General features: G+C 67.1%; 22 protein-coding genes and 2 pseudogenes. 5 read left to right on the forward strand and 19 right to left on the reverse strand.

Features of this window, described 5'->3' with window-relative positions; translation table 11 throughout:
- Positions 1-51 precede the first annotated feature (51 nt).
- The 4 genes from ABTV68_RS20605 to ABTV68_RS20620 form a co-directional block, all read right to left on the reverse strand.
- A complete protein-coding gene (locus tag ABTV68_RS20605) occupies positions 52-1,743 on the reverse strand; it encodes a dipeptide ABC transporter ATP-binding protein (protein ID WP_433675528.1) in 1,692 nt (563 codons plus the stop codon).
- Positions 1,740-2,735: an ABC transporter permease gene (locus ABTV68_RS20610; protein WP_433675529.1), complete on the reverse strand. Its 996-nt coding sequence runs from the start codon at positions 2,733-2,735 to the stop codon at positions 1,740-1,742. Before ABTV68_RS20610 ends, ABTV68_RS20605 begins: the two co-directional genes overlap by 4 nt.
- A gap of 1 nt (position 2,736) precedes the next feature.
- Positions 2,737-3,810: an ABC transporter permease gene (locus tag ABTV68_RS20615; RefSeq protein WP_433675530.1), complete on the reverse strand. Its 1,074-nt coding sequence runs from the start codon at positions 3,808-3,810 to the stop codon at positions 2,737-2,739.
- A 77-nt stretch (positions 3,811-3,887) separates the two neighbouring features.
- Positions 3,888-5,546 (reverse strand): ABC transporter substrate-binding protein, encoded by a 1,659-nt coding sequence (locus tag ABTV68_RS20620; RefSeq protein WP_433675531.1) that lies wholly within the window; start codon positions 5,544-5,546, stop codon positions 3,888-3,890.
- 683 nt (positions 5,547-6,229) lie between these two features.
- Between ABTV68_RS20620 and ABTV68_RS20625 the strand changes: the two are divergent.
- The 3 genes and pseudogenes from ABTV68_RS20625 (at position 6,230) to ABTV68_RS20635 (ending at position 9,156) form a co-directional block, all read left to right on the forward strand.
- Positions 6,230-7,075 (forward strand): annotated as a pseudogene (locus ABTV68_RS20625) (IS5 family transposase).
- A 250-nt stretch (positions 7,076-7,325) separates the two neighbouring features.
- On the forward strand, positions 7,326-8,543 hold the full coding sequence (locus tag ABTV68_RS20630) for a hypothetical protein (protein WP_433675532.1): 1,218 nt from the start codon (positions 7,326-7,328) through the stop codon (positions 8,541-8,543).
- A gap of 67 nt (positions 8,544-8,610) precedes the next feature.
- On the forward strand, positions 8,611-9,156 hold the full coding sequence (locus tag ABTV68_RS20635) for a dihydrofolate reductase family protein (protein ID WP_433675533.1): 546 nt from the start codon (positions 8,611-8,613) through the stop codon (positions 9,154-9,156).
- On the opposite strand, the pseudogene ABTV68_RS20640 reads toward ABTV68_RS20635, so the two are convergent.
- Positions 9,140-9,226: pseudogene (locus tag ABTV68_RS20640) on the reverse strand (IS5/IS1182 family transposase); the annotation flags it as partial. The gene ABTV68_RS20635 and the pseudogene ABTV68_RS20640 overlap by 17 nt on opposite strands.
- A gap of 175 nt (positions 9,227-9,401) precedes the next feature.
- A complete protein-coding gene (locus tag ABTV68_RS20645) occupies positions 9,402-10,067 on the reverse strand; it encodes a YczE/YyaS/YitT family protein (protein ID WP_433675534.1) in 666 nt (221 codons plus the stop codon).
- A gap of 96 nt (positions 10,068-10,163) precedes the next feature.
- Here ABTV68_RS20645 and ABTV68_RS20650 point away from each other — a divergent pair, with 96 nt between their 5' ends.
- Complete coding sequence (locus ABTV68_RS20650; protein ID WP_433675536.1) at positions 10,164-11,558, forward strand: PLP-dependent aminotransferase family protein; 1,395 nt, start codon at positions 10,164-10,166, stop codon at positions 11,556-11,558.
- Between the two features lie 3 nt (positions 11,559-11,561).
- Here the strand turns inward: ABTV68_RS20650 and ABTV68_RS20655 are convergent, their stop codons facing one another.
- From ABTV68_RS20655 to ABTV68_RS20670, 4 genes are all read right to left on the reverse strand, one after another.
- Positions 11,562-11,954: a DUF779 domain-containing protein gene (locus ABTV68_RS20655; protein WP_433675537.1), complete on the reverse strand. Its 393-nt coding sequence runs from the start codon at positions 11,952-11,954 to the stop codon at positions 11,562-11,564.
- A gap of 58 nt (positions 11,955-12,012) precedes the next feature.
- The gene (gene exaC / locus ABTV68_RS20660) at positions 12,013-13,563 is read right to left on the reverse strand and encodes an acetaldehyde dehydrogenase ExaC (protein WP_433675538.1); all 1,551 of its coding nucleotides are present in this window, start codon (positions 13,561-13,563) and stop codon (positions 12,013-12,015) included.
- A gap of 81 nt (positions 13,564-13,644) precedes the next feature.
- Entirely contained in the window at positions 13,645-14,955 is a 1,311-nt protein-coding gene (locus tag ABTV68_RS20665; protein ID WP_433675539.1) for a GAF domain-containing protein, read from the reverse strand.
- Positions 14,956-15,032: 77 nt separating this feature from the next.
- Positions 15,033-15,635, reverse strand: coding sequence for an HD domain-containing protein (locus ABTV68_RS20670; RefSeq protein WP_433675540.1), 603 nt, complete (start codon positions 15,633-15,635; stop codon positions 15,033-15,035).
- A 117-nt stretch (positions 15,636-15,752) separates the two neighbouring features.
- Between ABTV68_RS20670 and ABTV68_RS20675 the strand changes: the two genes are divergently transcribed.
- Positions 15,753-16,904, forward strand: coding sequence for a hypothetical protein (locus tag ABTV68_RS20675; RefSeq protein WP_433675541.1), 1,152 nt, complete (start codon positions 15,753-15,755; stop codon positions 16,902-16,904).
- A 26-nt stretch (positions 16,905-16,930) separates the two neighbouring features.
- On the opposite strand, the gene ABTV68_RS20680 is transcribed toward ABTV68_RS20675, so the two are convergent.
- The 9 genes from ABTV68_RS20680 to ABTV68_RS20720 form a co-directional block, all read right to left on the reverse strand.
- Positions 16,931-17,923, reverse strand: a complete 993-nt coding sequence (locus ABTV68_RS20680) for a malate dehydrogenase (RefSeq protein WP_433675542.1) — start codon at positions 17,921-17,923, stop codon at positions 16,931-16,933.
- 39 nt (positions 17,924-17,962) lie between these two features.
- Entirely contained in the window at positions 17,963-19,045 is a 1,083-nt protein-coding gene (locus ABTV68_RS20685; RefSeq protein ID WP_433675543.1) for a magnesium and cobalt transport protein CorA, read from the reverse strand.
- A gap of 108 nt (positions 19,046-19,153) precedes the next feature.
- On the reverse strand, positions 19,154-20,584 hold the full coding sequence (locus tag ABTV68_RS20690; RefSeq protein ID WP_433675544.1) for a CCA tRNA nucleotidyltransferase: 1,431 nt from the start codon (positions 20,582-20,584) through the stop codon (positions 19,154-19,156).
- A 33-nt stretch (positions 20,585-20,617) separates the two neighbouring features.
- Positions 20,618-21,277, reverse strand: coding sequence for a GNAT family N-acetyltransferase (locus ABTV68_RS20695; RefSeq protein ID WP_433675545.1), 660 nt, complete (start codon positions 21,275-21,277; stop codon positions 20,618-20,620).
- Positions 21,274-22,179, reverse strand: coding sequence for a phosphotransferase (locus tag ABTV68_RS20700; protein ID WP_433675546.1), 906 nt, complete (start codon positions 22,177-22,179; stop codon positions 21,274-21,276). The genes ABTV68_RS20695 and ABTV68_RS20700 overlap by 4 nt, the downstream gene beginning before the upstream one ends.
- Positions 22,180-22,201: 22 nt before the next feature.
- Positions 22,202-23,494 (reverse strand): hypothetical protein, encoded by a 1,293-nt coding sequence (locus ABTV68_RS20705; RefSeq protein ID WP_433675547.1) that lies wholly within the window; start codon positions 23,492-23,494, stop codon positions 22,202-22,204.
- A gap of 72 nt (positions 23,495-23,566) precedes the next feature.
- A complete protein-coding gene (locus ABTV68_RS20710; RefSeq protein WP_433675548.1) occupies positions 23,567-24,136 on the reverse strand; it encodes an RNA polymerase sigma factor in 570 nt (189 codons plus the stop codon).
- 62 nt (positions 24,137-24,198) lie between these two features.
- A complete protein-coding gene (locus tag ABTV68_RS20715) occupies positions 24,199-24,627 on the reverse strand; it encodes an SMI1/KNR4 family protein (RefSeq protein ID WP_433675549.1) in 429 nt (142 codons plus the stop codon).
- Complete coding sequence (locus ABTV68_RS20720) at positions 24,624-26,159, reverse strand: DUF7059 domain-containing protein (RefSeq protein ID WP_433675550.1); 1,536 nt, start codon at positions 26,157-26,159, stop codon at positions 24,624-24,626. The genes ABTV68_RS20715 and ABTV68_RS20720 overlap by 4 nt, the downstream gene beginning before the upstream one ends.
- Positions 26,160-26,180 lie beyond the last annotated feature (21 nt).

Below are 26,180 nucleotides of genomic sequence, written 5' to 3' on the forward strand. Positions count from 1 at the left end.
TCCGTTCCGCTACAGCCGGAACTGTATTCCCAAACGGGAATACAGCGAACCTCAGGCCCTGCGGGATGCGGCGCGAGCCTTCTCCCAGTCCGCGCGGCGCTGTTCCTGCGCCACCGGATCCGGCACCGGAAGCGAGGCCAACAGCTCCACCGTGTACGGATCGGCGGGATGATTCAGCACCTGCGATGTGGTTCCCTGCTCGCGAATCACTCCGCGCTGCAGCACGATGATCCGGTCGGCGACCTCGTCGATCACGGCGAGATCATGGCTGATGAACAGGCACGCGAAGCCGAGCTCCTTCTGCAGCTGCACGAACAGCTCGAGCACCTTCGCCTGCACCGAGACGTCCAGGGCGCTCGTCGGCTCGTCCGCGATGAGCAGCTTCGGGTCCAACGCCAGGGCTCGAGCCAGCGAGGCACGCTGACGCTGACCGCCCGACAGCTCGTGCGGGTAGCGGTCACCGAAGTTGGTGGGCAGGCGCACAGCGTCCAGTAGCTCGTTCACCCGGCCTCGTGCATCCGACGTCGATCCGGCGCGACCGTGGACAACGAGCGGCTCGGCGATGCAGTCCGCGATCGTCAGCAGCGGATTGAAGCTCGTCGCGGGATCCTGGAACACGAACCCGATGTCGGCGCGCTGCGCCCGCAGCTGCCGCGGTTTCACGTGGAACATCTCTCGACCGAGAACCGTGAGAGATCCGCCAACCACCTGGGTCAGCCCCACCATGGCGCGACCGATGGTCGTCTTGCCGGAGCCGGACTCACCGACCAGGCCCACAACCTCACCGGGCCCGATCCAGAAGCTCGCGCCCTTCACCGCCACGACGCCCGCGCTGCCGAAGCGGCCCGGATATCCGATCTGCACGTTGTCGGCGACGACGAGACTCCCGGCCGGCGGTGCACTGGGTGCCTCCAGCGTCGGATCCTGCGTCGCCGACTTCCCGCGACCCACATGCGGAACCGCGGCAAGCAACTCCCGCGTGTACTCCTGCTGCGGCGCGGCGAAGAGCTCCCGCACGGGTGCCTGCTCCACGATGTCACCGCGATACATCACGATGACGCGGTCGGCGAGATCGGCGACCACACCCATGTTGTGGGTGATCAGCACGATCGTGGCGCCGAACTGGTCGCGGCAGCGACGCAGGAGATCCAGAATCTCGGCCTGCACCGTGACATCCAGCGCTGTGGTCGGCTCGTCCGCGATGATCAGTCCGGCGTTGAGCACGAGCGCCATGGCGATGACCACGCGCTGCTTCTGGCCACCGGAGAACTGGTGCGGATAGTCGTCGACCCGACGCTCAGGGTCCGGGATGCCCACCCGGCGCAGGATGTCGATGGCCTGCGCCCGAGCGTCCTTGCGGCTGATCTTGCCGTGCGCGCGCAGGCCCTCGATGATCTGCCACCCGATCGTGTACACCGGGTTGAGCGCCGTGGACGGTTCCTGGAACACCATCGCCGCATCGCGACCGCGCATGGCACGCAGCTGCGTGTGCGTGGCGTGCACCACGTCGGTCTGCTGGCCGTCGCGGCCTCGGATCACGACAGCACCGGACATGGTGGCCGTCTCCGGCAGCAGTCCGAGGAGCGTGTTCGCCGTCACCGTCTTGCCCGATCCGGACTCACCCACGATGGCGACGACCTCGCCGGCATGCGCCTGCAGGTCTATGCCGTTGATGGCATGTACTGGTTCACCGTCTGTCGCGAACGTGACCCGAAGATCGCGGATCTCTGCGATGTCGGTCATGCTGCACCTCCCGCGCGACGACGCTTGCGCAGTCGCGGATCGCTCAGGTCGTTGAGGCTCTCGCCCACGAGGGTGATGCCGAGCACCACCAGCACGATCGCCACACCGGGGAACACACCGGTCCACCAGATGCCGCTCGTGACATCGGCGATGGCACGGTTGAGGTCGTAGCCCCACTCGGCCGCCTGCGTCGCCTCGATACCGAAGCCGAGGAAGCCGAGTCCGGCCAGGGTGAGGATCGACTCCGACGCGTTCAGGGTGATCACAACCGGCAGGGAGCGCGTCGAGTTGCGCAGCACGTGACGGATCAGGATGCGCCCGGTCGGGACTCCGATGACCTTCGCGGACTCCACGAACGGCTCCTGCTTCACACGCACCACCTCGGCACGGATCACGCGGAAGTACTGCGGAACGAACACCACGGTGATCGACAGCGCCGTCGCCATCACACCACCCCAGAGGTTCGACTGACCGCGACTGATCACGATAGTCATCACGATCGCCAGCAGCAGCGACGGGAAGGCGTAGATCGCGTCACAGATCACCACGAGGATCCGATCCAGCCACCCGCCGAAGTAGCCGGAGATCAGACCGAGGGCGATGCCCAAGAAGATCGAGCAGACGATACCGGCGACGATAACGAGGAAGGCGGTCTGCGCGCCCCAGATCACGCGGGAGAACACGTCGAAGCCGGAAACGGTGGTGCCCAGGATGTTCGTGGCGTTCGGCGGCTGCTGGGTGCCGAACGAGGTGCCGTCGGGCAGCTTCTGCTGCGCCCACCCGAAGGGGGCGATCAGCGGGGCGAACACGGCGATCAGGATGAACACCGTGACGATGATCAGACCGGCCACCAGCATTCCGCGCTGCAGGCCGACGCTCTGGCGCAGCTGCGAGATCACCGGCAGGCGATCCTTCAGCGGTCGCTTCTGCGGCGCGATGGCGGCGAGCGTGGAGGTCTTCGGGGTGGGGAGGTCGCGAGAGGACTCGGACATGTCAGTACCTCACCCTCGGGTCGATCATGGCGGCCACGACGTCCACGAGGAAGTTGGTCAACGCGACGATCACGGCGATCATCACGACGATTCCCTGCACGGCCACGAAGTCGCGAGCCTTCAGGTAGGACGCCAGCATGAAGCCAAGGCCCTTCCACTCGAAGGTCGTCTCGGTGAGCACCGCGCCGGCCAGAAGCATCGCGATCTGCATGCCCATCACGGTGATGATCGGGATGAGTGCGGGTCGGAACGCGTGCTTGGTGACCAGTCGCGACTCGCTCACGCCGCGCGAGCGACCGGAGGTCACGTACTGCTGACCGAGCGTTCCGATCACGTTGGTGCGCACCAGTCGCAGGAAGACGCCACCGGTGAGCAGGCCGAGCGCGACCGCCGGGAGGATCGCGTGCTGCAGCAGATCACCCACCGCATCCAGGCTCCCCACCCGCAGGGCGTCGATCAGGTAGATGCCGGTGGGGTTCTGCACTCCGCTCATGAGCAGCTCGGTGTCGGTGCTGGCACGGCCGGCGACCGGAAGCACATCCAGCCACACCGCGAAGATGAGCTTGAGCAGGAGGCCCACGAAGAAGATCGGCGTGGCGTAGGCGAGGATCGCCATGATCCGCAGCACGGCGTCCTGCCACTTGTCCCGCCGATAGGCGGCGATGAGTCCGAGCGGGATGCCGATGAGGAGCGAGACGATCACCGCGTAGATGACCAGCTCCAGGGTCGCCGAGCCGTAGAGGAAGAGGATCTCGATGACCGGACGGCCGTCGGTGATCGTGGTGCCGAAGTCACCACGGAAGACGTTTCCGAGGTACTCGAGGTATTGGACGATCACCGGTCGGTCATAGCCGGCCTGGTGAATCCGTTCCTGCAACGCGTCCGGGGTGAGCCGACCGCCGAGAGCGGCGGTGATCGGGTCTCCCGTGAGGCGCATGAGGAAGAAGACCATCGTGACCAGGATGAACACGGTCGGGATGATCAGGACGAGGCGGATGAGAATGTACCGCCAGAGCCCGCCGGAGGGCGCTTTGGCAGCACTCTCCACGACGGGGTCCGCGACGACTGTTGCCATGCGTGAACCTTAGCTGTGAAGCGACAGAGACCGGGGGACCCAGCGCATGAAACGCTGGATCCCCCGGCCTCAGGTCATCACTTCTTGGTGAGCGGTCCGTAACGGAACTTGAACGACGCGTCCAGCGTCGTGCCGTCCACGTCGGTGCCGACGATCGCGACCTGCTTGCCCTGCAGCAGCGGCAGGGTGGAGAGGTCAGCGGCCACCAGGTCCTGGATCTTGCCGATCTCCTCGAGGCGCTTGGCCGAGTCGGTCTCGGTCTGCTCCTTGGTGATCAGTTCCTGAACCTCGGTGTTGTTGTAGTGGTTGTTCAGGAAGTTGTCCGCCGTGAAGAACGGGGACAGGTAGTTGTCCGGGTCGGAGTAGTCCGGGAACCAGCCGAGCTGGTACATCGGGTAGACGTCCGCGCTGCGGTCCTCGGCGTACTGCACCCACTCGGTCTGCTGCAGGTTGACGGTGAACAGACCGCCCTCCTCCAGCTGCGTCTTCACCGCGGCGTACTCGTCACCCGAGGACGGACCGTAGTGGTCGCCGTTGTACTGCAGGTTCAGGGTCACCGGGGTGGTCACGCCCGCGGCCGTGAGGATCTCCTTGGCCTTGTCGAGCGACGGGCCGCCGTTGCCGTCACCATAGAGCTCCTTCAGCGGCTCGGTGGCGCCGGGCATGCCCTCGGCGACGAACGAGTACAGCGGGCTGTAGGTGTCCTTGTAGACGTCGGTCGCCAGCGCCTGGCGGTCGACGAGCGACGCCATCGCCTGACGGACGGCCAGCGCCTTCGCGGGGTCAGCGCCCTCGGCCTTGGCACCGAACGGCATGGTGTCGAAGTTGAAGACGATGTAGCGGATCTCTCCGCCGGGACCGTCGACGACCTTGACCTTGTCGTTCTTGCTGAGGTCTTCCACGTCGGTGGCCGACAGGCTGCGGAAGGCGACGTCGATCGCGTTCTTGCCGATGTCGAGCTTCAGGTTGGAGGCGTCGGCGTAGTACTTCACGGTGACACCGCTGTTCGCCGGCTTGCCCAGGTTGCCCTGATAGTCCGCGTAGGGCTTGTACTGCACGAGCTCGTTGAACTTGTACGACTCGATGGTGTACTGGCCGGCGAATGCCTTGCCATCCACGATGGCGGAATCGTCGGTGAGCGCGTCGGCCGAGAAGACCTCTTCGTCGACGATGGGGCCGGCGGGGCTGGAGAGGATGAGCGGCCAGATCTGGTCGTTGCCGTTCTTCAGCGTGAAGACGACGGTGGTTTCGTCGGGGGTGGCGACTGAATCCAGATTGCCAAGAAGCGGCCATGCCCCGTTGTCATCCTTGATCTTCACCATGCGATCGAAAGAGAACTTGACATCGGAGGAGCTCAGGTCGTGACCGTTGGCGAACTTCAGTCCCGGCTTGAGCTTGACCGTGTACTCGGTGGGGGAGGTGAACTCTCCCGACTCGGCGATGTCCGGCGTGACCTCGGCGGTGCCGTACACGCTGTTCATGAGGAACGGGTACACCTGATTCATCACCGCGAACGAGCCGTTGTCGTAGGAGCCGGCCGGGTCGAGCTTGGTGATCTTGTCGGTGGTGCCGACAACGATCTTAGAGCCCGACGACTCGGAACCACTGCTAGCTCCCTCCGAGGGGGAGGTGTTGCCGCCCGTGCTGCTGGTGGTGCAGCCGGCGAGGATCAGTGCGGAGGCGCCCACGACGCCGAGGGCGAGAACCAGACGGCTCCGCTTGTTGTGCGATGACATATATTGCTACCTCTGTGAAATCGGGTACGGGGCCGGCCTGCAGGCGCGACCGTTGCGTCATCCTCTCCCTTGAAGCGCATTCATAGGAAGCACCCCTTTCACATCGTGACGAGACTGAGACAGTGGAAAGCCGTCAATCACCATGGGAATTACAAAGGCGGGCGCGACGCCAACAGTGTTGACGTCGCGCCCGCCCTGATTGTGCGTTAACGCTCTTGAACCCAGACGCTACTCACCCCCCACCAACCGCACCAGGCCGACGAGCGATGCCCTGATGTGACCCACAGGCCAAAGACGCGCCCTCCTGCACCATTGCAGTCGGCCACGGCCCGGTACTGCCCACTTCCATTGGCACAGATCGCATCGCCATACCACCCCAGGTCCCTACCTCCGACTGAGGTTGAACAGTTGTATGGGGTGGCTGACGCCGCGAGCGGCGCGCTCAACACGAGCGCTCCTACACCGAAAGTGACCGCCGCAATCGCCGCAGCTACCTTGCTGTTCTTCTTATTCATGGTGTGCCCCCTTGCACTAGTATCCATTGCCGGTGACCATACTCGTCCCTCACCGCCCCCGCAAGACCTAGGGCGTGTCCGATAAATAGATCAGCGGTTTGCTGGGAGTGTTTAAGTCGTGTCGCGTTCCAATTGCTGTCGGATGCCCAGTGGTTGTTGATCGAGTCGATGCTGCCGCGTCCGACGGGGCGGAAGGGTAGGCCGTTCTCGGATGCGTGGACTATTCACGAGGGAATCATTTACCGGTATCGGTGCGGGATCACGGTGGCGTGATCTGCCTGAGGTGTTCGGGCCGTGGCAGACGGCGTGGACGTGGCATCACCGCATGGCGGTCGATGGGGCCTGGGACCGAGTGGTCGCGGAGCTGACCGCCGCGGCGGACGCGGCAGGTTGATCGATTGGTCCCTTTCTGTGGACTCCACCATCGCTCGGACGTATCAGCATGCGACGACATGACTCGCGTCACTGGGGGGGGGCTGGATCGAATTACACGAATCCGGGCGTCGAGCCGCCTGATCACGGGATCGGCCGCTCCCAGGGAGGCCTGTCGAGGAAGATCCACCAGCTCGTCGACGGGAACGGGCTCCCGCTGGTAACGCTGATCCCACCCGGGCAGGTCGGCGACTCGCCAATGTTCCTCCCGTTGATGTCCCTTCTGCGCGTGGCCGTGGCACGGGCAGGCCCAGGACCCGTCCGGATGCAGTCCGCGGCGACAAGGCGTACTCGTCTCGCGCGATCCGCACCCACCTGCGCTCTCGCGGGATCAAGGCCGTGATCCCCGAGCCCGACGACCAGAAGCGGCAGCGGAAGCGGCGCGGCTCACGAGGCGGACGCCCGATCGGGCTGGACCACAACGACTACAGGAACCGCAACACCATCGAGCGCCGATTCTGCGCCGTCAAACAATGGCGCGGCCTCGCGACCCACTACGACAAACACGCCATCGTCTACCGCGCCGCCGTCCTCGTCCAAGCGGCCATAGCCTGGACCCGGCAATTAGAAGACACACCCTAGTGGAAACACCAGCCTTCCATCACGAAGGCTCGTGACCTTCCTCCCCATGAAACGATGGATCATCACATCGAATCCGGCATAGCGCAAAAGGGGGACTGCATGACGGTCTTGTTCGACGCCAGGTCATTTGGCCCTCCGATTGCAGCTGAGGACTTTGGCGTGCTTCTTGAACAGCGCGTAAGACGGATGACCACTGCGTCCGGCACCATGTGGCCGATCACCGCTGCTTCGGGATGACGGCGGTGGTGTGATGAGCATTCCGTTCGATCCCCGCCCGCTTCTCGATCCGGTCGACGAGCACGCCGCCCGCATCGAGGGCAAGCTTCGCCGTGAGCGCGATCCGCTGATCGCCCGCACCGGCAGGCGACAGCAGCGGACCACGTTGATCCTGCTCGCCACGCTGGGGCCGTTCGTGCTGTCGCTGGTCAGTTCCGCGTTCGTTCCGATGCTGATCAGCGCGGTGCAGACGCCGTCGATCCTTCCCGCGGTGATCTTCTTCGGGCTCCTGATGACCGCGTTCATCGCCGGCATCATCGCGCTCGCCCTGGTGCTGGTGCGTTCCGCTCGCCGAGCGCAGGACGTGCAGTGGTTCCGCTTCTCGCGCTTCGCCGCCGCGAACGGCCTGGAGTTCCACCCGTACATCCCGAGTCCGCCGCTTCCCGGCCTTCTGTTCAGCGGCCGCAACGGCACGGATCCCGCCAGCGAAAACGTGCTGCGCGGTATGGCCCCGCGGGTGGTGGAGTTCGGCGACTTCGCCTACACGGTGAGCAACGGCAAGAGCTCCACGCGCGTGCGGCGCGGGTACATCGCCATCCGCGTGGACAATCTGCTGCCCAACATCGTGCTGGACGCCAAGGGGAACGACGGCCCGCTCGGCGGCCTCAGCCTGGATCGTAATCAGCGACTGAGTCTCGAGGGCGACTTCGATCGCTTCTTCACGCTGTACTGCCCGACGGGATATGAGACGGATGCGCTGTATCTGTTCACGCCCGACATCATGCTGCGGCTGATGACGCAGGCTGCCGTGCTGGATGTGGAGCTGGTCGACAACTGGATCTTCTTCTACGCCAACCGATCCATCCCCTCGATGGATCCCGCGGTGTGGGCGTGGCTGTTCTCGCTGGTGCACGCGATGCTCACCAAGCTCGAGCAATGGGAGCGGTGGCGTGACGAGCGCCTGGCCGGGGTTCATCCGGGCAGCGGGATCGCTGTCATTCCGTCCACGCCGCGGTCGACTGGAGCACCGGCACCCCTGGCGGGGGTTCCGTTCGCCGCACCGGGAAACCCGGCGCCACCCGCCGCGTTCGTGCTGCAGCCGCCGGGGGTTGCCGCACCCGGCCGACGCCTGCGCAGCGGATGCAGCGGACGGGCGTGGGTGGTGGTGCTCATCGCCCTGGCCGTGGTGGTGATGCCTGCACTCGCGTTCTTCGGGATCCTGGCGGCGACGGTGATCGGATCCGTGCGCTGAGAGAGTGGGCTAGGGCGTGTCCGACAATTACCGAGGCGATGTCGGTGGGCGGCGATACGTTGACCCGATGACTTCCTTTCACGCGTTTCTTGGTTGCAGCATAGACGGCTTCATCGCGGGCCCGAACGGCGAGTTGGACTGGCTTCTGTGGTTTGACGAGCGTCTCGGTGAGTACGGATACGACGCCTTCTTCTCATCGATCGACGCTCTAGTGATGGGGCGTGCAAGCTATGACGCGATCCGTCAGCAGAGTCCCGATCTCTACGACGGCACTCCCGTATATGTGCTGTCACGCACGCTACCGGCCGGACCGCAGCCCGAGATGGGTCGCTCCCGTGTGACCGTGTACGCGGATCTCGCCACGCTCCGCGCGGCGCTGGCTGCCGACGGCATCAAGCGCGCGTACGTCGACGGAGGCCGGACGGTTCAGACGTTCTTGGCTGAAGGTCTGCTCTCCGACATCGTCATCACTCGGGTTCCGGTGCTGATCGGCGAGGGTGTTCCCCTTTTCGGCCCGGTACCCCACCCGGTCCCCGCTGAACTCGTCGAGACGCGGGAACTCGGCGCTGGTGCCGTCCAATCGACCTACCGGTTCTCGCCTGGCCGGGAGTGAGCAGAGTCACCAGGGGGCGCCCGTTGCCGTCGACGAGTTGGTGGATCTTCGTGGACAGATGCACACGAGCGATAGCGCTCGACGATTCCCTCGACCATCAGTCTGGCGGCCATGGACGGGCGGCCCTTACGGCCCGTGGGACGCGGCATCTCCTCAATCATTGACCACTGGGCATCTGACAGCACCCGAAACGCGACACCCGAGCAGACTCTCGGCGAACCACCTAACTATTTGTCAGACATGCCCTAGGACGTCAGCGCGGGGGCCAGACGTGCGGAGCGGCGGGCACGCCATGCGGTGATGCGCGGCAGGAACATCCCGATCAGCGGTCCCACTCCGAACGCGAAGATCACGGTTCCGACACCCACCGGACCGCCAAGCAGCCAGCCGACCAGCAGCACGCTGCCCTCGATGATGGTGCGGACGATCCACACCTTCCACTTCGTCACGCGCACGAGCCCGGTCATCAGCCCATCACGCGGACCGGGGCCGAAGTCCGCGGCGATGTACACGCCCGTGGCGATCGACAGCACCACCAGTCCCGCGAGGAACAGTGCGGCACCGGCCACCACGTTCGGCATCTCGGGAATGAGCCAGAGGCCGACGTTCGCCGACGGTCCCACCAGGAGGGCGTTCAGCAGGGTTCCCAGCCCCATCTTCTGGCGCAGCGGAATCCACAGCACCAGCACCACGAACGAGATGACCAGCGTGGCGGTCCCGTAGTCGATCGGCAGGTGGAGGGTGGTGCCCACCGAGAGCACGTCCCAGGGCGAGAGCCCGATGCCGCCGCGGATCATCATCGCCAGGCTGATGCCGTAGACGAACAGCCCGACCAGCAGCTGCACAATGCGCTCCACCAGATCGCGCGGCGACGTGGCGGTGATGGGAAGCAGGGGTGAGCGGAGAGCCATAGGTGCCATGGTGCTCCTCATGCGGCCTGTTGTTCCCAGTCCACTCGTCGATAAGTGGCCTGTGACGGGCAGGCCACATCGTGGCACAGTGGGTTCATGACCTCCCGACTCGTTCTCCTCCTCGGCACCTGGCAACCCGACCGTGCGGTCGCGGCGTCGCTTGCGGAGCGCGTACGAGCCCTGATTCTGGACGGCCGTCTGACCGTGGGGGAGCGGCTGCCCAGCGAGCGGATGCTGGCGCAGGAGCTCGGTCGTTCGCGCGCCACGATCACGGCGGCCTATGGACGGCTCGAGGCTGCCGGCTACGTTGTGCGGACCCACGGCGGCGGCACGCACATCGCGCTGCCGCATTCCTCCTCGGGGCGTCCGACGCTTCCCGGGAGCGCCTCGATCGACTTCTCGATCGCCTCCACGGGCTCAGCTCCCGGCCTGCACGAGGCCACGATCCGCGCCCTGCCGCGCCTCGCCGCCCAGCGCGGCGGTACCGGCTACACGCTGGAGGGTCTCGATGAGCTGCGCGAGATGATCGCCGCTCGGTACCGCGACCGCGGCGTTCCCACGGATGCCGACGAGATCATCATCACCTCTGGAGCGATGCACGCCCTGGCACTGGTGCTCGCGGCATTCTCCCGACCGGGCCGCATGGCTGTGGTCGAGGAGCCCACCTTCCCGCACGCGATGGATGCCATCCGTCGCGCCGGGCATCGGCTGGTCACCACCCCGGTCACGGCGGCCGGGTGGGACGTGGGTCATCTGACCACCACCCTGCTCGATCTGCACCCGCACCTGGCGTATCTGATCCCCGACTTCCACAACCCCACGGGCGCGAACATGCCCGACGCAGACCGCTCCGTCGTGGTGGCCACGGCACGCAGCGCCGGGACGATGCTCATCGTCGACGAGACGTGCGCCGATCTCGACATCGATCGCCCGTTCACGCCCCGGCCCTTCGCGGCCTACGGCGATGTGATCACCCTCGGCTCGCTGTCGAAGATCGCGTGGGGAGGACTGCGGATCGGCTGGATCCGCGCGTCACGAGCGGTGGTGAGTCGGATCCTCGCGGTGCGTCCCACCATCGATCTCGGCACAGCTCCCCTGGAGCAGTGCATCGCCGTCGAGCTGCTGGACGACGTACCGGCGCTGCAGGAGCACGTGCGTTCCCGACTGGCCGCGGGCCGCACCGCTGTGCGAGCCGGCCTGGAGGCGATCGGGCTCAGGATGCCGGAGACCTACGGGGGTCTCGCGGTGTGGATCGGTCTGCGCGGATTCGACTCGACCGCGCTCTCACTCGCAGCGCATGACCACGGGTTGCGCCTGCCGCCGGGGCCACGCTTCTCGGCATCCGGGGTGCTCAACGGCTACATGCGTCTGCCGATCACGCTCGATCCCGAGACCACCGCCGACGGCATGCAGCGTCTGGCCGCCGCGTGGAAGGACGTCCACGACGGGCCCGTCACGCACGCTGCGATGGAGCACCTCGCGGTGGTGTGAGCCCTACCCCCGGGGAATCAGGTCGAAGTGCTCCAGCTCCGGTGTGGTGAGCATCCGTGAGCGCACGATGAACCGCATCCCGCTCGGGCCCTCCACACTGAACCCGGCACCGCGCCCCGACACGACATCGATGGTCAGGTGCGTGTACTTCCAGTACTCGAACTGGCTCACCGACATGAACACGTCGATCGGATCGATCCCGGGGACGTCCAGCGTGGCGAGATGCACATCGCCGAGCCCCGTGATGAACATGCCCACCGGGTAGCACATCGGTGCGCTGCCGTCGCAGCAGCCGCCGGACTGATGGAACATCAGCGGTCCGTGCTGGGCGGCAAGCGTGCGCAGCAGGTTCGCGGCCTCCGCGGTGACCGCGACGCGTGTCGGCTCATCCGTCATCTCGTCACCTTTCGACAGCGGAGCACCCGCCCGACGCCGGACGGGTGCTCCATACCGATCAGAAGAAGCCCATGCTTCCTTCGGCATATGACACCAGGAGGTTCTTCGTCTGCTGGTAGTGATCCAGCATCCGGAGGTGGTTCTCCCGGCCGATTCCGGACTGCTTGTACCCACCGAACGCCGCGTGCGCGGGGTACTGGTGGTAGGTGTTCGTCCAGACTCGTCCGGCCTCGATCGCCCGACCGGCGCGATACGCGGTGTCACCCGACCGACTCCAGACCCCGGCACCCAGGCCGTACAGGGTGTCGTTGGCGATGGAGATGGCGTCGTCGAAGTCGGTGAAGGAGGTGACCGACAGCACCGGTCCGAAGATCTCCTCCTGGAAGATGCGCATGTCGTTGGTGCCCTCGAACACCGTGGGGGCGACGTAGTAGCCCTCGGAGAGGTCGCCGCCGAGGTCGACCCGCTCGCCGCCGGTGAGCAGCTTCGCCCCGCCCGCCTTGCCGATCTCGATGTAGGACAGGATCTTCTCCAGCTGGTCGTTGGACGCCTGCGCACCGATCATCGTGCGCGGGTCCAGCGGGTTGCCCTGGATCACCTTGCCCACGCGCTCCAGGCCGTCGGCGAGGAAGCCGTCGTAGATCGAGCGCTGGATCAGAGCCCGCGAGGGGCACGTGCACACCTCACCCTGGTTCAGTGCGAAGAGCGTGAAGCCCTCGAGCGCCTTGTCGTAGTACGCGTCCGACGTGTCGCGAGCCACGTCCTCGAAGAAGAGGTTCGGGCTCTTGCCTCCAAGCTCCAGCGTCACCGGGATGAGGTTCTGCGACGCGTACTGCATGATGAGTCGGCCCGTGGTGGTCTCGCCCGTGAACGCGATCTTGCGGATCCGCTTGTGCTGGGCCAGCGGCGCTCCCGCCTCGATGCCGAAGCCGTTGACGATGTTCACCACACCGGCGGGAAGCAGGTCACCGATGAGGTCGAACAGATACAGGATCGACGCCGGCGTCTGCTCCGCGGGCTTCAGCACGACGCAGTTGCCGGCCGCGAGCGCGGGGGCGAGCTTCCACACGGCCATGAGGATGGGGAAGTTCCACGGGATGATCTGACCGACCACTCCCAGCGGCTCGGCGAAGTGGTACGCGATGGTGTCGCCGTCGATCTCGCTAATGCCGCCCTCCTGGGCACGCAGCGCCCCCGCGAAGTAACGGAAGTGATCGATCGCGAGCGGAATGTCTGCCGCCAGCGTCTCCCGCACCGGCTTGCCGTTCTCCCACGTCTCCGCAACGGCGATCTCCTCCAGGTGCGCCTCCATGCGATCCGCGATGCGGTTCAGGATGAGCGCTCGTTCTGCCACGCTGGTGCGTCGCCAGCTGCTGAAGGCGAACCAGGCCGCCTCGACCGCGCGGTCGATGTCCTCCGCGGTGCCGCGACCCACCTCGCAGAAGGGCTTTCCGTTCACGGGGGAGATGTTCTCGAAGTACTGACCGCGGGCGGGCTCGACCCACGCTCCGCCGATGTAGTGGCCGTAGCGCGAGCGGTAGTTGGCGACGGCTCCGGGCTGTCCGGGTGCAGCGTACGCGGTGGTGACGTCCTCGTCGACGAGTGTCATGGTGTCTCCTTTGACCGATCCAGCAGCGGTATCCCGCCGTGGCAGAGACGTTAGGCGCGGGGACGTTGCAACAGGTTGCGGTCAGTGCTCGAGACGTTCGATGCGGGTCACCAGGCCCGCGCGTTTCGGCGAGCGGGGTGGGAGGAGCTCCAGTGCCAGCCGCAGCACTTCCTCGTCCTCCTCGCCCGCCGCGGTGTCCGCATACGCGAGCAGAACGTCGGCGCTCGCCTCCGCGATGAGGGCGCCGCGCAGCGTGGTGCGCACCATGTCGCGGAACTCCTCGACCCCGGGAGCGACCGAGTCGATGAGCACGTCGCCCGCAAAGGAGGCCAACGCGACCCGGTGCGCCCCGCGATCCAGCAGCGACAGCACGCGGTGCGCGTCGGTGTCGAGCTCCGCGGTGAGCCGGTAGGGCCGCGACTCCACGCCGATGAACGGTGCCGAGCGCGCGAGCGCCTTGCGCAGCCGCACCATCTCCGGGCGCAGGGTGTCGACCGCCGCATCGGGCCCGTAGACGAGCTCGGTGAGACGTTCGGCGGTGAGGCCCTGCCGGTGCAGGCTGAGAAGCAGGAGGATCTCGGCATGGCGACCCGACACGGTGTGACGGGTGAGCTCCCGACCGTCATCCACGTCGAGGTGAGCCCGCTCCTGACCCAGGACGCGCAGCGTCGCCCGCTGCGGCCGAGCCGCCGGCGCCCGTCGCGGGGTGGTCTCGCGGGCGCGCATGCGGGTGATCAGCAGTTCGCCCTCCACGGCGCGGGCGGCGGCATCCACGAGGAGCTGCGCCTGCGGAGTGATCACTTCGGTCCCGCCCGTCACGTCGATCACGCCGACGATGAGCCCGGTCTCGGGGTCGCGGACGGGGGCTGCCGTGCAGGACCACGGCTGCACGAACCGGTTGAAGTGCTCGGCCCCCAGGATCTGCACGCCCGTACCGAGCGTGAGGGCGGTACCGGGGGCGGAGGTCCCGACGGCCGATTCCGACCAGTCCGCGCCGGCCACGAAGCCCATCTCTCCGGTGCGGGTGCGCACCTGGCGGTCGCCCTCGACCCACAGCAGCCGACCCGCCGCGTCACCCACAGCCACGACCACACCGGCTTCCTCTGCCACCCCGGGCAGGAGCAGCGAACGGATCATGTCGCGGACGCCGGCCAGCGGATGCGCTTGGCGATACTCCTCCAGAGCCGACCCGGTCAAGGCCACGGGTGGCAGAGCTTCGGCGGCGACGGCACCGTCTCGGCTGCGTCGCCACGACTCCCGCACCAACTGACGGACATCAGCGAGGCGACGATCATCGGCGTTACCCGTGACGAACTCCTCGTGCGCGCGCTCGACCATCAGACGTGACGTCTGCGGGGAGACATCACGCTGCGGCGACCAGCTCGATGACATGAGAGATCCTGGGGCGACGTTGCGGTGTGGCGCCAGTGTAAGCCAGCCTCGCTCGCATGTCTCCGGGCAGGCGCTGATCAGAGCCGTTCGAGAGGGTTGCTCGCGAGTCTGTCCGTCACTCCGCCGTCGAAAAGTCGACGGGCGTGGCTGTGCGGCTTGCGCTCGGACTGATCGCGCACCCCCGCACCGAACTCATCGGCGAGGGCGAGACGCGGATAGATCGCAAGCACCTCCTGCCGGAACTCGAGCGGGATATCGGTATCGCGCCGACCGCCGATGTCGAGGCCGGTGGCGATCTCCAGCAGGTACCCCTCGACGTCGAGCGCCGGATCGACCTCGGGCCAGTTGTGCCGCACGATGACCTCGTTGATGCGCTGCCGTCGTTCTCGGGGCCATCCGGCACCCGCGGCCATCGCCTCACCCACGTGTCCTCCGGCCTCCTCGTAGCCGAGGACGTGGTTGTCGAAAGCCGGAACCAGACCGATATCGTGCAGCAGCGCCGCGGCATAGAGCAGCTCGTGGTCGATACCGGCCCGATCCTCGATCACGGCGAACGCCTCGGCCCACAGCCAGGACCGCACCACGTGGTTGATGAGGGCCGGGGAGTGATACTGCGCGATGAGCTCGCGCGCGCCGCGTGCAGCGGCGGTGTCCGGCACGGGAAAGTCGGTGATGCGCATGGAATCACGCTAACGATGGCGCGCGTGCTCCGACGGGTGAATGGTGCCAAGCTCCTGCGGGAAAACGCCAAACGGTGGCGTGCGCGCACCGACGCGGCTCCTCGGTACGGTAGACCCATGGCGATGCGTGTGGGGATGACGACGACTGCGCTCACCCGCCCGCTCTCGCACCGTGAGGCGCGCGAGATCATCGATGCGGCGACGCCCGCTCCGACGCCGCAGCCGACAGGACGCAGCAGCCTGAAGCTTCCGCTCGGGTCACGAATTCAGCTCGGCGTGCTGACGACGGTGGCGTGGATCATCGGCGCGGTGATCGTGCTCAGCGCGATCGCGGGAAGCATCGCCATTGCGATGAACGTCTGGCATAGTCCGATCGGCTCGCTGCGCTGGATCATCCCGATCCTCGTGGCGGCTATCGCCTTGGGAATCCTCCAGCAGTACGAGGAGCGTCAGCGTCTGATCCGCCGCGCCCGCACGGTGCTGCTGGCGCGGGAGAACGGCTGGGACTTCGCGATCGAGACCCTCGCCGTCCCGCCCGCGCGCTCGATGAAGTTCGGCACCGAACGCAAGGTCCTCGACCTGGTGCGGCTGCGGCGAGCGCCGCGGATCGAGCTCGGCGTTTTCCAGACGAAGGTGGACTCCGGCAAGTCGACCGCGCTGGTCCGCCAGGACTACCTGGCCCTCGCACTGCCCCAGAAGCTGCCCAACATCGTGTTGCAAGCCCTCCCGACGGGTCCGCGGATCGGGAACGCGGTCGCCCCGCTGAACGGCGTTGATCCGGACCAGTTCCTCAGCCTTGAGGGTGACTTCGACAAGTACTTCCGGCTGTACTGCCCGCCCGGCTACGAGCGCGACGCCCTGTACCTGTTCACGCCGGACATCATGGCGCTGTTCATCGACCACGCACGCGGTTGCACCGTGGAGATCATCGACAACTGGCTCATCGTGTCGGGGAAGGAGGGACGTCTGCGCGGCGCGAAGATCGCGCAGTGGACCGGCACCCTCGACCTGATCGCCGCGGTGGAGGAGAAGCTGGAGCAGTGGGATCAGTGGCGTGACGACTCCAAGCGTCGCGTCGCACCTCGCGGAACGCCGCGGGCCCTCGCGCGCCCGAAGCCCGATGTGGCCGCAGCCGGAGCGCGCCTGCGCGACCTCTCCCGCGCCGACCACATCAAGCGCCAGCTGGCGATCGGCGGCATCGTCCTGGGATCGCTCGCCGCGGTCTACGCCGCGATCTTCATCCCGATCTTCATTGCCGACTCCCGCTGACCCACATTCCGCACACGGAATATGGATCAGATCAGGCCGAGCTCTTTCACCGCGTCGCGCTCGGAGAGCAGCTCAGCGACCGAGGCATCGATGCGGGAGCGGGCGAAGTCGTCGACTGCGAGATCCGAGACGATGCTCCAGTCACCATCGGCGGTGGTCACCGGGAACGAGGAGAACAGACCCTCGGGAACACCGTACGAGCCGTCCGATGCCACGGCCATCGACGTCCAGTCGTGGCGTGGCGTGCCGGCGAGCAGGTCGCGCGCCGCATCCACCGTCGCCGAGGCGGCCGAGGCCGCAGACGACAGGCCCCGCGCCGCGATGATCGCCGCACCCCGCTGTGCCACGGTCGGGATGAAGAACTCCTCCACCCACGCCCGATCCACGTAGTCCACCGCCGGTGCGCCGTCGATCGTGGCTGCCGAGATATCGGGGAACTGGGTGGCCGAGTGGTTGCCCCAGATGCTCATGCGCTGAATCGCAGACACCGGTCGGTGCGTGTGCTGAGCGAGCTGCGCGAGAGCGCGATTGTGGTCGAGACGGGTGAGGGCGCTGAACCGCGACGCGGGAACGTCGGGAGCGTGCGTCGACGCGATCAGTGCGTTCGTGTTGGCGGGGTTGCCTGTCACGATGACCCGCAGGTCATCCGCCGCCACCGCGTTCAGAGCTGCGCCCTGGGCGCTGAAGATGGCACCGTTGGCCGCCAGCAGATCGCCGCGCTCCATTCCGGGACCGCGCGGACGCGCGCCGACGAGGAGGGCGAGGTTGACGCCGTCGAACACCTTCTCCGGGTTCGAGCCGATCTCCACGCCGGCCAGCCCGGGGAACGCTCCATCCTGCAGCTCCATGACCACACCCTCCAGGGCGGGGAGGGCCGGCTCGATCTCCAGCAGGCGCAGTTCCACCGGACGATCACCGACGATGGCTCCGCTGGCGATGCGGAACAGCAGGCTGTAGCCGATCTGTCCGGCGGCTCCGGTGACGGCGATGCGAAGCGGGCTCTGCGTGGTGTGGGTCATGACTTCACGCTACGCCACCTCGCATCGCCGTCGGGAGGCCTACATCCAGTCTTTACGGCGGAACACCATCCAGAGCACCACGCCGAGCAGGAGCATCGCTCCCACCGCCAGCGGATAGCCGAACTGCCAGTGCAGTTCGGGCATATCGTCGAAGTTCATGCCGTAGATCGCCCCGATGAGGGTGGGCGCGAACAGGATGGCGGCCCAGCCGGAGATCTTCTTCATGTCCTCGTTCTGGCGCTGCGTCACCAGGGTCGAGTTCACGCTGAGGATCTGGTTGAGGGCGTCGCGCAGATCGGTGGTGCGGGTGGTGGCGCGCGAGAGGTGGTCGCCCACATCCTGCAGGTGCGTCTGGAGCTCCTCCGCCACGCGGTACTTGCCGAATCCTGCGCGCAGGCGCACCAGCACGAGACCCATCGGGCTCGCGGCGTGCTGGAGGTCGATGACCTCGCGGCTGAGGCGGTAGATACGTTCGGTGACCGAGCGCTCTCCGGTGAACACCTGGCGCTCGATCTGCTCCTTGTCCACGTCCAGACCGTCCAGGGCCGAGGCGTAGCCGTCCACGATCGTGTCGAGCACGGTGTAGACCACAGCCTCGGATCCCAGTGCGAGCAGCTCCGGGTCGCCCCCGAACTGCTCGAGGTCCCACTTCTGCTCCTTCTCGCGGTCCTGACAGATCACCGCCACGGTGTTGCCACGGACGATCAGGTGGAACTCCGCGAACTCCACCTCCTCCGTCCAGTCCCGGTACAGGGCCGAGCGGACCACCACGAAGAGGACGTCGCCGTAGCGTTCCACCTTCGGGCGCTGACCGGCGTTCTCGAGGTCCTCCACGAGGATCGGGTGCAGATCGAACTGTTCGGCCAACTCCGCGATCTGCTCCGTCGTGGGCAGGTCGTAGCCGATCACGGCGAGGTGGTTCGACTCCCCGTCGGCGTAGGCGACGGCCTCGGCAAGGGTCGCCGACTCGTCGCCGGGAATGCGCGTCCCGTCGCGGAACAGGTGCACGGTGCGACTGCCACGGCTGCCCGCCGGAGGCGCAGGCGGGACGGGTCTGCGCGCCGGGATGAGGCGATGCGGATCCAGACGGTTCACTCGCGGCTGATCATTGCGGATACTCATCGGACCTCCCCGGGTTGTGTGTGCGTGTGCAACGTTCCACCGTACGCCCTGAATCGGAACGAACCGTGTACGTGCTCGTCACACGAACCGACGAGACGAGAACGGGCTTCAGCCGGAGCGGTCCGCCCACCAGGAGCGCAGTCGATCTTCCGCATCCGCCTCGGAGATCACGCCCTCGTCGAGGCGGATGTCCATGAGGAAGCGGTAGGCCTCACCCACCTCGCGACCCGGGCGAATGCCGAGCACCTCCTGGATGCGGTTGCCGTCCAGGGCCGGACGCAGCGAGTCCAGCTCTTCCTGCGCTGCGAGTTCGTCGATGCGGCGCTCGATGTCGTCGTATGCCCCGGCCAGTCGCGCGGCCTTACGCCTGTTCCGCGTGGTGACGTCGGCGCGCGTCAGAATGTGCAGTCGGGCCAGCTCGTCACCAGCATCACGCACGTAGCGACGCACGGCGGAGTCCGTCCACGTGCCCTCGGCGTAGCCGAAGAAGCGCAAGTGCTGTTCGATCAGCTGGGTGACGGACGCGATCGTGTCGTTGTCGAAGCGCAGGGCCTGCAGTCGCTTGCGCGCCATGCGAGCACCCACGACATCGTGGTGGTGGAAGCTCACCACGCCGCCCGGCTCCAGCTTGCGGGTGCGCGGCTTGCCGATGTCGTGCAGCAGTGCCGCCAGACGAAGCGCGACGTCGGGTTCCGCGTCCGGGAAGCGGGTCTTCTCCAGCTGGATCGCCTGGGCGAGCACGGTCAGCGAGTGCTCGTAGACGTCTTTGTGGTGGTGGTGCTCGTCCGTCTCCAGACGCAGTTCGGAGATCTCCGGGAGGAACTCCTCGATGAGACCCGTGTCCACCAGCAGACGCAGACCGCGGGACGGGTCGTCGGTCTGCAGCAGGCGCACCAGCTCGGACTGGATGCGCTCAGGGGACACGATGCCGAGCGTTCCGCGCAGCGTGGCGATGGCGGCGATCGTCTCGGGCGCGACCTCGAACTCCAACTGCGAGGAGAACCGTGCGGCACGCAGCATCCGCAGGGGGTCGTCGCCGAAGCTGATGGCGGGGTCGATCGGGGTGCGCAGCACCCCGGCCACGAGGTCTTCGATGCCACCGGTCGGATCGACGAGCTGCGCCTGCGGAACGCGCAGAGCCATGGCGTTCACGGTGAAATCGCGACGGGTGAGATCGGCTTCGAGGGAGTCGCCGAACGCCACCACCGGCTTGCGCGTGACGCCGTCGTACTCGTCGGCGCGGTAGGTGGTGATCTCGACGTTTTCGCCCTGCACGCGCGCACCGATCGTGCCGAAAGCGCGCCCGATGTCCCAGTGCGTGGTGGAGATGGGCTTCACGATGGCGAGGATCTCGTCGGGGCTCGCGTCGGTGGTGAAGTCGAGGTCGTGCACCGGACGGCCGAGCAGCGCGTCGCGTACCGGCCCACCCACCAGGGACAGGTCGTGACCGGCGGCGGCGAACGCCTGCGCGACGGTGGCCACCACCGGATTCGCTGCGATGGCGCCCAGGCGCGCGACTCCTTCAGCCATGTTCAGCATGATTTCCAGCCTACCGGGGCTAGTCTCCCGCGTTCATGTGGGCTCATTCAGCCCCAGGAACGTGCGCACCGGACCGACCCCGCTCACCGCGAGTTCCCACTCGGGACGGACGAAGTCCTCCTTGCTCAGGCGGAGCCGGACCATCGTGTCCACGGTGTCGGGACGGGTCACAGCGCGCTGTATGCCGTCATCGGTATATCCCAGGGCGCGGGATACTCCAAGGGAGGAGGCGTTCCATTCCGCAGCTCCCGATGTGGCCTCCCGCGCGCCGAGGTGATCGAACGCGAAGCACAGCACCGCCTGACGCATCTCTTTTCCGAGCCCGCGGCCGTGCACCGACTGCGTGAGCCAGGATCCGGTGGAGACCTCGCGCAACTGCGGGAACTGATGTCCGCCGAGGTCCTGAACCCCGATGACGACCCCCTCGTGGATGATCGCGAACAGAACGGTCCAGGACTGCGGGTGAATGGCAGCACGCATGCTCCAGTGATACCGAGCGATCGCCGGTCCCATCACGTCGGGGGATTGATCGGTCCAGGGTACGGAGAACGGCATCACCGCGGGATCGTGAACTCCCGCCAGCGCCGCGTCCACGATGGCCGGGATGTCCTCGTCTCGCGCCGGTCGCAGCAGCAGCCGAGGCGTCCGCAACTCCAGGCCGAACAACGGCCACACGTCCTCGATCGTCGTCATCGCGACAGCCTACGGGCGGACCAGCGACGGCGCAGCAGCAGAACCGCCGCATCCGCCTCGCGGCGCTGGAACTCGCGCAACGTGGGCATCCCCGGAGGCGATGGCTGCTCCGCGCACTCATACCAGGATCCGGCGATTCCGGCGAGGATCGCGTCGATGTGCTGGTCAGACGCCCCAGCGAAGGCGTCATGGGCGAGCCATGCCTCAGCCGGGGCGGCGGGGTCGCGCACCAGCACGTCCACGAGGTACATCAGGGGATCGATCCACGGCGCGCCGGCAACGGCCCAGGGCCAGTCGACGATGCGGACGGATCCATATGCGTCGATCAGCATGTTGTCCGCACGAGCGTCGAAGTGCGTCAGCGATTCGCCGTCGACGGCTTCCAGCAGCGATCCGGCGGCGGTGATGACCGCATCGTGGATGTCCGAAACTGTCGGCGGCACGGACCTCAGACGCTCCCAGGCACCGTGATCAGCCACAAACTCGGCACGAGCACGGGGCAGTCCGGGCGGGCCGGAACTCCGAGCCAACGCCGTCAACGCGTCGAGAACCGCGCCCGTGTCGGCAACAGCGGGATGATGCCCATCGATGTCTTCCAGCACGAGTACGTAGTGGTTGTCGGCATCGAATGCATCCACCAGTGCGGCGATCGGAAGCGAGGAGGGGAGAGTGCGCAGAACCTCGGCCTCACGTCGGTGCAGGGTTGCCGTCGACGGCTGCTTCACGGTGTCGACGATCTTGACGAAGAGGCGGCGCCCATCGGCAAGCACCAAGCGCTCCGCGAGGCCAGGGGAGAATCCGCCGCGCTGGGTCTCCCACAACACGGCTGGCGATCCGAGCCGCTCTGCCACGGCGTCCTGAACTTCGTTCGGCAGCGTCTCCCACCCCGGTCGCGTCGTCATCGCGACAGCCTACGGGGCGGCGTCACTCGGCGGAGAAGGCCAGTGCCTCGTCGGCCACCGCGATCACCGACCAGGCCCCGCCGTCGCTGGCGGTGAACTCGTACGCCGGCATGAGGACCGTGCTGCCGTCGGGCTGCATCTGGGTCGCGAGGCCGAGACGCGCATCCACGATGTGCACGTCAGTGACGGGCCACACGATCGATGAACCGGCGGCTGGCGTCGTCGGCGGCGCGGTCGGCGGGGTCCAGCTTTCGATCTCCGACGCGTTGGTGACATAGAACGGACCGATCAACTGGGCGCCGAAGCGGGGATCGGAGAGCCGCTCGAATGCCTCCGCGGCACTGACCACGGGATAGTCGCCGAGGCTCACGAGAGGCGCAAGCCCTCCGGAGACCGAGGAGATGCCGGCTGCCGACAGCTCCAGGGACCATACCGAATCGGCGCGTTGACCATCCACAAGCCGCCACGCCTGCGCCGTGCGACTTGTCGCGCCCTCCCAGGTCACCGAGTCGTAGTCGAAGCCGTTCACGTCTTGGCCAGCGGCGGCCATGATCGAGCGAAGGGCGTCGATCGCGGCCTCTTCGCTCGGGATGTCACCGACCGGCGTGCACTCCGCGCCATCGCTGGGACAAGCCCAGGGTGAGATTGCCGGGTCCCAGTACCAGAAGCTCAGGGTGCCGTCGAGACTCACCGACAGAAACCGGCCCGTTCCGTCCTCGGAGCCGACGCGCCATGCTCCGCCCCGCAGCTCGGGCTCGCCGTCGACGCCCAGCGCCTGAGCCAGCGCGCGGATCGTGTCGACGTTCGATGCGGCAGCAGGGTCAAATGCGTACCCGGCGGCGGTGGTCGCCTGGGTCGACAGCTCCAGCCCCGAGGAGGTGAAGTGGTTTCGCCCCCAACCCGGCATCACCGAGTCCGCCGTGGAGCCAGTGGCAGGATCCACGAGGGGTCCCTGCTCCGTCACCGTTCCAGATGGATCGGCCACGTTCGATCCCTCCGCCACGTTCGATCCCCCTGATGAGGTCGGAGGGGCAGCCGCCGTTGTGCCACCACGGTCGGACCCGAGCGCCGCGATCCCGTATCCACCGGCACCGCCGATCACCAGCATGGACGCGGCGACGGCGGCGATCGTGAGCCAGCGCGGCCGACGCTTCGCACGTTCCGTGGCGAGGTCGGTGACAGGCATCTCATCCTCGGCCGTCGCGTCGGCGACGACCCGCTCCACGAACCCGTCTGCCGGCTCCACACCCGTCGCCGGATCCGCGGCGCGCAGCCGCGCGATCGCCTCGTCGTCGCGGGCTGTCTCGTCGTTCATCTCTTCGCCTCTCGTCGCGGGGCAGTCATCACGGAATATGTCGTCAGAACGCCGAGACTTGCACGGCCCCGCTCAAAACGTGGTGCGATCGCCCCACGCCTCGCGCAGACGCTTGCGCGCACGGGACAGTGCCGCGTCCGCTCCGGACCGGCTGATGCCCAGCACCGCCGCCAGTTCCTCCCCGTCCAGACCCTCCCACGCGTGCAGCAGCAGGATGTGCCGGTCTCGTTCACTCACGCTGGCCAGCGCTCCGCGCAGCTCCGCGTCGAACAGAAGGCTGAGTTCAGGATCCTCCGCAATCGGTGTGGTGCCTCGCTCGGGCAGAGCATCGACCGTCAGATCGACGTGCTTGCGCCGATGATTCGCGAGCGTGAATCCCGCCGTGCGATAGAGCCAGGGCAGCACGGCCTCGGCGGGAATGTCCGAACGACGACGCCACGCGATCATGAAGACGTCGGCAGCAAGGTCCTCGGCGTCTTGACGCGGCCCGCGGCGAGCGAAGTACCGCACGAGCGACGACGCGTGCTCGCGCACGATGGCCTCGAACCACGCCCCATCGCGCGGAGTCAGCGCGATCGGCTCCTGCTCGCGCATCGACGCCCCCTCGGTCGGGGTGCTCTCGGCGATGTCGGCGCGCTCCACACCCTGCTTATGTCACCCGGTGCCCGAGTCTTGCACGCGATCCGTCCTGTTGACGATCAATCTCACGCGAAGGGCAACGGGTAGGGGTAGCGATCGCCGAGACCGGGGGAGATGGACTCCAACATCATGTCGAGTCGCATGACGTCGTCATCGGAGGGTTCCGCAATGCGCTCGAAGGTCCGCAGCGCGTGCGCCAGGACCAGCCACTCCGTGATGTCGATGCGCAGCGCCTCGAACAGATGCGCCGACTGCAGTCCGTGATTGCTGTCGAAGAGCCAGACGCCGCCGTCCGCACCGAGAAGCCAGGTGTCACCGTGGTCGTTTCCGCCGATCACCGCCCACCGTGGGTCGACCTCGAGATCCTCCCAGCGCGCCGGGTCACGGAAGCGTGCGGTCTCGCCCACCGCCATGGCCTCATCGAACGCGGTGATGTCGGTGCAGATGCGTGCCGCGTGTTCCGGCAGCATCCGCAGCAGGGAATCGACGCTCACGCCTCGTCCTCACTTGGGAAGCGCAAGAAGCCGGTGATCACCAGTTCGCGGACCCGCGGCAGCACGTCGGCGCGAAGCTCGGCGGCATCCACGTCGAGGAGCTGCGCGATCGCGGCGATGAGCGCACCCACGGCCAGCTCGCCATCGCACGCGCCGACGAGCCCCGCGACCGCCGGATCGACCGACAGTGCGCGCCCGAAGCCGGTGCCCTGACGCAGCTCGATGACGGTGGGATCCTCGTGGCCGGGGAGGTGATGACGGACCTCGGACACGTCGGGCGCCGTCACGAGCGGAAGGGCCGCGAGCGCGTCGTCGTCGAGCTGCGCCAGCCGATCGTGTGCAGCCAGCATCGCGGCGAGGTGCGCGCCGAGGGACCCTTCGGCGGGGATCGGGGTGTCGACACGTTCGAAGCGGCGCAGGGTGGGTTCCCCGATCGCGCGACGCAGGAGCACGTACCCGAACCCGACGCGCGTGACGCGACGGTGTGCGAAGTCGTCCAGCCAGGCGTTGAGCAGCGCTTCGTGGCCGGCCGAACCCGCCACCGTGCCGCCGTCGCGGATCCACAGGGACGCGTACTCGACGGGATCCAGCTGCTCGCGTTCGATCACCCAGGCATCGAGCGGGATCGGCGACGACGCCACCCACTCGCGGACACGATCGAGGCCGTCCGATCCCCAGCGGTACTCCCAGTTGCCGAGGAACTGAGCGATACCGCCGTCCACCAGGTGCTCACCGACGCCGGCGAACACCGCTGCGACGAGATCGTCGCCCTGCATTCCACCGTCGCGATAGTCGAAGGCGGGGACATCGTCGCGGCGCGGAGTGATGACGAAGGGTGGGTTCGACACGATCCGGTCGAAGCGTTCACCGGCGACGGGTTCGAAGAGACTGCCCTCTCGCAGGTCGATATCGGACACGTTGTTGAGAAGCGCGTTGAATCGCGCGTAGGACAGCGCGGATGGCGAAATATCGGTGCCGACTGCACTCTCGGCGTAGCGACGGGCGCGCAGAGCCTGGATGCCGCATCCGGTTCCGAGATCCAGCACACGTCCCGTCGGGAGCGGCAGTTGGAGGCCCGCCAGGGTCAGCGATGCCCCTCCCACGCCGAGGACGTGGTCATCCGGCAGCGGTCCGCCGAGCGCGACCTCGTCCAGATCACTCGCGATGAGCCATTCGCCCATTCCCGACTCGTCGACGTAGGACTGCGGACGCAGGAGAGAGCGTGCGCGCACCTGGTCACCATCGACGGCGGCGATTCCGAGCGCCTGCAAGCCGTCTGTTCCCACCGAGGGAAGCGCTGCGACGACGGCCGAGAGCGGCTGCGGAACACCCAGCACGAACAGCCGCGCCAGGGTCGCGAGCGGATCGGTGCGATCGCCCAGAGCCCGGAGCGCCGCGACGCGGATCCCGCGCCCGTAGGCGTCATCCGCGCTCCCGCCCCACGCGGCGCGGATGCGCTCCGAGGTGTAGTCGGCGGCACGCAGGTCGTGCGCGAGGAGCGCGACGAGCTCGGGATCGGGATGCACGTTCACCTCCCTATTCAAGCGCGAACG

It is taken from the genome of Microbacterium gorillae (assembly GCF_050990725.1).
Taxonomy (GTDB): Bacteria; Actinomycetota; Actinomycetes; order Actinomycetales; family Microbacteriaceae; genus Microbacterium; species Microbacterium gorillae_A.

What these genes read in the sequence shown, in the direction of transcription:
- ABTV68_RS20605 (WP_433675528.1), bottom strand. Translation starts at nt 1,743, where the DNA reads ATGACCGACATCGCAGAGATCCGCGATCTTCGGGTCACGTTCGCGACA.
- ABTV68_RS20610 (WP_433675529.1), bottom strand. Translation starts at nt 2,735, where the DNA reads ATGTCCGAGTCCTCTCGCGACCTCCCCACCCCGAAGACCTCCACGCTC.
- ABTV68_RS20615 (WP_433675530.1), bottom strand. Translation starts at nt 3,810, where the DNA reads ATGGCAACAGTCGTCGCGGACCCCGTCGTGGAGAGTGCTGCCAAAGCG.
- ABTV68_RS20620 (WP_433675531.1), bottom strand. Translation starts at nt 5,546, where the DNA reads ATGTCATCGCACAACAAGCGGAGCCGTCTGGTTCTCGCCCTCGGCGTC.
- ABTV68_RS20630 (WP_433675532.1), top strand. Translation starts at nt 7,326, where the DNA reads ATGAGCATTCCGTTCGATCCCCGCCCGCTTCTCGATCCGGTCGACGAG.
- ABTV68_RS20635 (WP_433675533.1), top strand. Translation starts at nt 8,611, where the DNA reads ATGACTTCCTTTCACGCGTTTCTTGGTTGCAGCATAGACGGCTTCATC.
- ABTV68_RS20645 (WP_433675534.1), bottom strand. Translation starts at nt 10,067, where the DNA reads ATGGCTCTCCGCTCACCCCTGCTTCCCATCACCGCCACGTCGCCGCGC.
- ABTV68_RS20650 (WP_433675536.1), top strand. Translation starts at nt 10,164, where the DNA reads ATGACCTCCCGACTCGTTCTCCTCCTCGGCACCTGGCAACCCGACCGT.
- ABTV68_RS20655 (WP_433675537.1), bottom strand. Translation starts at nt 11,954, where the DNA reads ATGACGGATGAGCCGACACGCGTCGCGGTCACCGCGGAGGCCGCGAAC.
- exaC (WP_433675538.1), bottom strand. Translation starts at nt 13,563, where the DNA reads ATGACACTCGTCGACGAGGACGTCACCACCGCGTACGCTGCACCCGGA.
- ABTV68_RS20665 (WP_433675539.1), bottom strand. Translation starts at nt 14,955, where the DNA reads ATGTCATCGAGCTGGTCGCCGCAGCGTGATGTCTCCCCGCAGACGTCA.
- ABTV68_RS20670 (WP_433675540.1), bottom strand. Translation starts at nt 15,635, where the DNA reads ATGCGCATCACCGACTTTCCCGTGCCGGACACCGCCGCTGCACGCGGC.
- ABTV68_RS20675 (WP_433675541.1), top strand. Translation starts at nt 15,753, where the DNA reads ATGGCGATGCGTGTGGGGATGACGACGACTGCGCTCACCCGCCCGCTC.
- ABTV68_RS20680 (WP_433675542.1), bottom strand. Translation starts at nt 17,923, where the DNA reads ATGACCCACACCACGCAGAGCCCGCTTCGCATCGCCGTCACCGGAGCC.
- ABTV68_RS20685 (WP_433675543.1), bottom strand. Translation starts at nt 19,045, where the DNA reads ATGAGTATCCGCAATGATCAGCCGCGAGTGAACCGTCTGGATCCGCAT.
- ABTV68_RS20690 (WP_433675544.1), bottom strand. Translation starts at nt 20,584, where the DNA reads ATGCTGAACATGGCTGAAGGAGTCGCGCGCCTGGGCGCCATCGCAGCG.
- ABTV68_RS20695 (WP_433675545.1), bottom strand. Translation starts at nt 21,277, where the DNA reads ATGACGACGATCGAGGACGTGTGGCCGTTGTTCGGCCTGGAGTTGCGG.
- ABTV68_RS20700 (WP_433675546.1), bottom strand. Translation starts at nt 22,179, where the DNA reads ATGACGACGCGACCGGGGTGGGAGACGCTGCCGAACGAAGTTCAGGAC.
- ABTV68_RS20705 (WP_433675547.1), bottom strand. Translation starts at nt 23,494, where the DNA reads ATGAACGACGAGACAGCCCGCGACGACGAGGCGATCGCGCGGCTGCGC.